The following is a 4,719-nucleotide window of genomic DNA, read 5'->3' on the forward strand; positions in this document are numbered from 1 at the left end:
GGCCTTCGGGCCCTTTTTTATTAGGTAGTCAAGATGCTATTTCAACACACGCGACAGTGGACTTACCACACCTTGCGCACCTTGCTGAAGCACATGGGTGTAAATTTGCGTGGTTTTCACATCAGAGTGGCCCAACTGGGTTTGTACCGTACGAATATCAGCCCCCGCCTGTAACAAATGCGTTGCAAAAGAATGGCGCAACGTATGCGGCGTGACCTTCTTTTTAATGTCGCACGCTTTAGCGGTATTTCTTATGGCTTTTTGAATGCTAGATTCATCGATATGATGCCTACGCACCTTCTGACTTTCGGGGTCGACAGATAACCGGGCCGAAGGAAAAAGATAATGCCACCCCAATTCACGCGGACCATTTTTATATTTTACGCGCAACCGGTGAGGTAAATAGACACCTTCGTACTTTGGGTTTTGTAGGTCAGCCACCAGATAGTTTTCAACCACACCAATTTGACGAGTAAGCCCAGGCTTTAGCTCGGCGGCCAAGGTGACAATGCGATGCTTACCCCCTTTGCCGTCCCAGATACGTATAGCATTGTAGTCAAAATCGATATCTTTAACACGAAGACGTACCGCCTCCATTAAGCGCAACCCACTACCATAAAGTAACGAAATAGGCAGCTTCAAGTTTGCTGGAATTTGCGCAAATAATGAAACCACTTCCTCTTGCGTAAGTACTACAGGTAACTTCGCCCGTCTTCGACTAGTAACAAAATCTAGCTCTAATGTAAGTGGACGCTCTATGATATCGCGATAAAGAAATGCCAATGCATTAAGCGCACTCGCTTGGGTAGCAGGTGCGACATTCTTAGCATTCACCAAGTGGGACAAAAACAATTCAACCTCTTTATCGGCCATTTCAGAGGGGTGCCTATTATTGTTAAAACGGATAAAGCTAACTATCCACGTGGTATAAAGTTCAATTGTGCGCTTCGCATAGCGGCGATTTCGCATATGCTCGACCACCATTTGCATAAACATTGATTTCATTTTTATAAAATTCATTAACTGTAAATGCAGACAGCATTGCGGCTTTTGAGGCACAGGTAAAATAAAATGGACATATTCCGTACTTAAGCCCAGTAACTTCAGATAGAAAGTATAGGTTGTTGATAGAAGAGCATTTACGTGCGAAAGTTATGTAATTATAAAACGTGATATATGGAATTAGTCCGCCTTGCATAAAGGATTTTTTCCGTACACTAAATTGTTAGTTGCCAAGGGTCATATGAGAAGCCTTCAATTACTTAGTTTATTATCTTTATTTATATCGGTCTGCTTATCGTATTGGATCTTAGCTCCAATAGAACCTGACTCAAGCGGGGCATCTGCGGGTGCTGCTGGCCTCTTATTAATGTTTATAGTGCTTCCACTATTTTGTTGCTCAGCTTTGGGCTCTATCACTTCGACAGTTGCGCTACTAAGTCCTAAAATACGAAAGACTTTTAACTTTAAAGGTTTGTTTTGGCGCTTTGTTTGGTTTCTCAACGCCATTATATCTTTAGGCTATATCGCGTTTGGGCTATATGTGACATATGCTAATATTTTCGGCTAGGCAACTAACAAAACACTAAAGGCACTCGCGCTGCTCGCTGGGACGCTAACACATGGGCTGCGTCACTTCGTTCCTAATTTTAGCCCATGTGTTAGCGCCCCTTAGTGGGGTGTTATGTGCCAAAGGAGAATTAAATGAAACTGGCTGTTTTGTACTTGTTTCTGGGAGTCATTCTCTCAATTCTCGCTTTTTCTACTTCACACGAAGATGTATCTTGTTTCGACTGTGAAAGCATGTACATCTTCAATCCAATCTCAATTGTGTTTGCTGCCCTAGGATTGGTTGCCCTACTAATGTGTTTCACTCGCATTTTTAAAAAGGCAAAATTCAACATTATCAATGAGTACAGCGCCAAAGACCTTTCCGACAACAACTATGATGTAAACGGCTAATGGCACATAACAAAAAAATAAAGTCACTCACTCCGCTCGCTGGGACGCTAACACGCAGGGCTGCTTCGCTATTATGCCCTACGCGTTATCGCCCCTTATCTAAAAGTTAGGTGACAAATGTGAGCACATGGTTCATTAGAAATTTTAGTCTATTGGTTGGTGGCATCGTACTCTTACCTGTAGCCTTTTTTATGCTTGTTTTTTATCTAGGGCTTGGGGCTGGCTTTACTGATAACCCAACATTATCAGGTCTTAAAGCGACTCTGATTGCGACCTCTTACTTAGCTGTTTTTGTATTATGCACTTTCTCATCATTACGCCGTTTTTCTAGGTGCGGGAACTATGGGTATTGGGACATGTTCCCAATATTCTATTTTTGTCTTTTAGTTATCATTCCTTTGGTTTTGGGGTAGTTTTAAGTTATGTCACCTAACAAAAAAATTAAGTCACTCACTTCGTTCGCTGGGACGCATACACGTGGGCTGCTTCGCATTATAGCCCGCATGTCCGCGCCCCTTATTTAAAAGTTAGAAGGCGTCAGCCTAAACTGCGTTTCGCTTAATACAAATAACAGTTCAACCGCCCTCACCTGCTGTTTCAAAAATCGCTCTGGCTTTTAGTGGTTTTAACTTCGCCGCATTAACTTCAAAGGTTGCGCAATAGGCGCTTTACCAACAAGTTCTTATTTTATCCGGCAGGCGCCATTGCACTCGGCAACTCATAGGGCGGCTTGCTTCAGTCAAATCAATACCATCACTGCGCTGTCGTTTTACTTGTTTGTGTTAATAATCAATCGTATGCTGACTTTATTAGTTTTTAATAAGGCCAAGGGAACACGCTCTGCTTCTAACAAAGCGCTCAAGTCACTCCCTTCGGTCGTTCGGACGCTTTTACGCGGGGCGGCTTCGCCATTATGCCCCACGCAACTGCGCCGCTTAGCTTAAAGTTAGCTGTACAAGGAAACATGTGAACACATATAAACAACCTATTATTTTTGCACTGTTATTTTTTGCTGTTGCTCTAATTTTCAGAGCATATGCTGTTTACCGCACTCAAGTAGATTTAAGTATTTTGTCAGTCTTAGTAAGCTGTTTAGCATCAAGTGTTGTTTCGGGAATTGGCTTTTTTTTAGGGCAGTTAAAATCGAAAGAGGACTTATTGATAAAGCACTTAGCTTTCTCAGCCTTATTTGCTTTTCTAATGTCACACACAGTTAGTAACTTAGCAGGTTTGTATCAAATATCTTGGTTTGCTTATGCAGCAAGTGTTTTAGCTTTTTCAGTTGTTATAGCTATTCGTGCACCTAAGATGTTTAAAAAGGAAAAGTACAGCTAACAAACGACTATGGTGTCAAATCACCCAAGTTACGCTGTTGTTACAGCCCACTTCTTACCGTCTCTGACCATCGAATTTAAGATAACAACCATCTTTCTGACACAGGCGATTAGAGCCACTTTTTTAGGCTTACCTTGCGCCAATAAGTGCTGATACTTTTGCTTGAAAACCGGATTGCATTGTATCGCTGACATCATGGCCATGAATAACACGGTTCGCACTTGTGCTCGGCCACCTTGGACTTTGCGCTTACCCTTAAATCGACCACTCTCGTTATTGATGGGTGCTACACCCACGAGTGCTGCCGCTTGTTTATTGTTCATATACCCCAACTCTGGCAGATAGCTTATTAAGGTCGCTGCCGCTGTTTTGCCGATACCTGGCATGCTTTGTACAAGCTCACTTTTTGTTTGATAGTCAGGACAACTTTCAATTAGTTTGAGCAGCTTCGTATCGCTTTTTTCTATCTGCTTCTCTAGTGCGGTTAGAATGGGCTTTATCATGGAAGACAGGCCTTTAGGCATTATTTTCAGCCGATTCTTTTCCATGGTGCGCATCACCAGTAGCTGATTTCTGCGAGCCACTAGATCAGCCATCATCCTCATCGTCTCTGGTTTGAGATGAGAAAACTTGGGTTGAATGGCTTCACCATAATGCGCTATCAATTGCGCATCTAACTTATCGGTTTTCGCCCGACGGCCAATCGCACCAGCAAAACGTTTGATGTGAATTGGATTGGATATTACAAAGGGTAATTTGGCTTTTGAGCATGCAAGGATAAAAGCGAATTCATAACGACCGGTAGCCTCAATCACTATTCGTTCAGGACAATAGGACTTCAGCTGTTTAATCGCAGACTCAATACCTTTAGAGTCATTCGTAACCCTGAATTCTACCCCCAATGGACGAACGTGGACGTCCAAAAGGATCTTACCGGTATCAACGCCTACCGTTATTTTTTGCGCGTGCTGTGTTTTCATAATAAGCTTTACTCTGGTTTGCTAAATGCGAGCTCAAGAGGCCCAGTCGACTATTCGAGATTAGTGCTTGGAGTGCTCAGTAGCGTTCACGTTTGTTACCGGTCTCTCAACAGAGGAACCCCCAATCAATCGAACTGCTACTGTGCCTACTTTGGTTGCAGCCAAAGTCTGGGTCTCACTTTACCCTTCTTGTAAAAGGATTGAAGATGAATTTAGGGAATAATTATCCATACAAACCAGTCAAGCTCGCTCACTCCGTTCGCTGGGACACATACTCACCGGCGCCTCCGGCATTTTCGCCGGTAAGTATGTGCCCCTTACTGGGGCGTTATGCATCATGAGAATAATAGAACTAACTCGGCAACTACATAGCCTAGACTCAGATAAAACAATATATGCAAAGAATCCGTGGGTTTGTGAATCTGAGGTGGAGCTATTTATC

At 43.0% G+C, this 4,719-nt stretch carries 4 protein-coding genes; 2 read left to right on the forward strand and 2 right to left on the reverse strand.

Annotated features, from left to right (window positions below; genetic code table 11):
- Positions 1-36: 36 nt before the first annotated feature.
- Complete coding sequence (locus AC27EZ_RS17940; protein ID WP_487136635.1) at positions 37-1,005, reverse strand: integron integrase; 969 nt, start codon at positions 1,003-1,005, stop codon at positions 37-39.
- A 699-nt stretch (positions 1,006-1,704) separates the two neighbouring features.
- On the opposite strand from AC27EZ_RS17940, the gene AC27EZ_RS17945 reads away from it, so the two are divergent.
- On the forward strand, positions 1,705-1,962 hold the full coding sequence (locus AC27EZ_RS17945) for a hypothetical protein (RefSeq protein ID WP_487136636.1): 258 nt from the start codon (positions 1,705-1,707) through the stop codon (positions 1,960-1,962).
- 966 nt (positions 1,963-2,928) lie between these two features.
- The gene (locus AC27EZ_RS17950; protein ID WP_487136637.1) at positions 2,929-3,297 is read left to right on the forward strand and encodes a hypothetical protein; all 369 of its coding nucleotides are present in this window, start codon (positions 2,929-2,931) and stop codon (positions 3,295-3,297) included.
- 29 nt (positions 3,298-3,326) lie between these two features.
- Here the strand turns inward: AC27EZ_RS17950 and AC27EZ_RS17955 are convergent, their stop codons facing one another.
- Positions 3,327-4,277, reverse strand: a complete 951-nt coding sequence (locus tag AC27EZ_RS17955) for an IS110 family RNA-guided transposase (protein WP_487136638.1) — start codon at positions 4,275-4,277, stop codon at positions 3,327-3,329.
- Positions 4,278-4,719: the final 442 nt, after the last annotated feature.

Source organism: Alteromonas sp. 4NH20-0056, from assembly GCF_057539655.1.

Excerpts from the sequence above, each read along its gene's own strand:
- AC27EZ_RS17940 (WP_487136635.1), bottom strand. The coding sequence starts at position 1,005 with ATGAAATCAATGTTTATGCAAATGGTGGTCGAGCATATGCGAAATCGC.
- AC27EZ_RS17955 (WP_487136638.1), bottom strand. The coding sequence starts at position 4,277 with ATGAAAACACAGCACGCGCAAAAAATAACGGTAGGCGTTGATACCGGT.
- AC27EZ_RS17945 (WP_487136636.1), top strand. The coding sequence starts at position 1,705 with ATGAAACTGGCTGTTTTGTACTTGTTTCTGGGAGTCATTCTCTCAATT.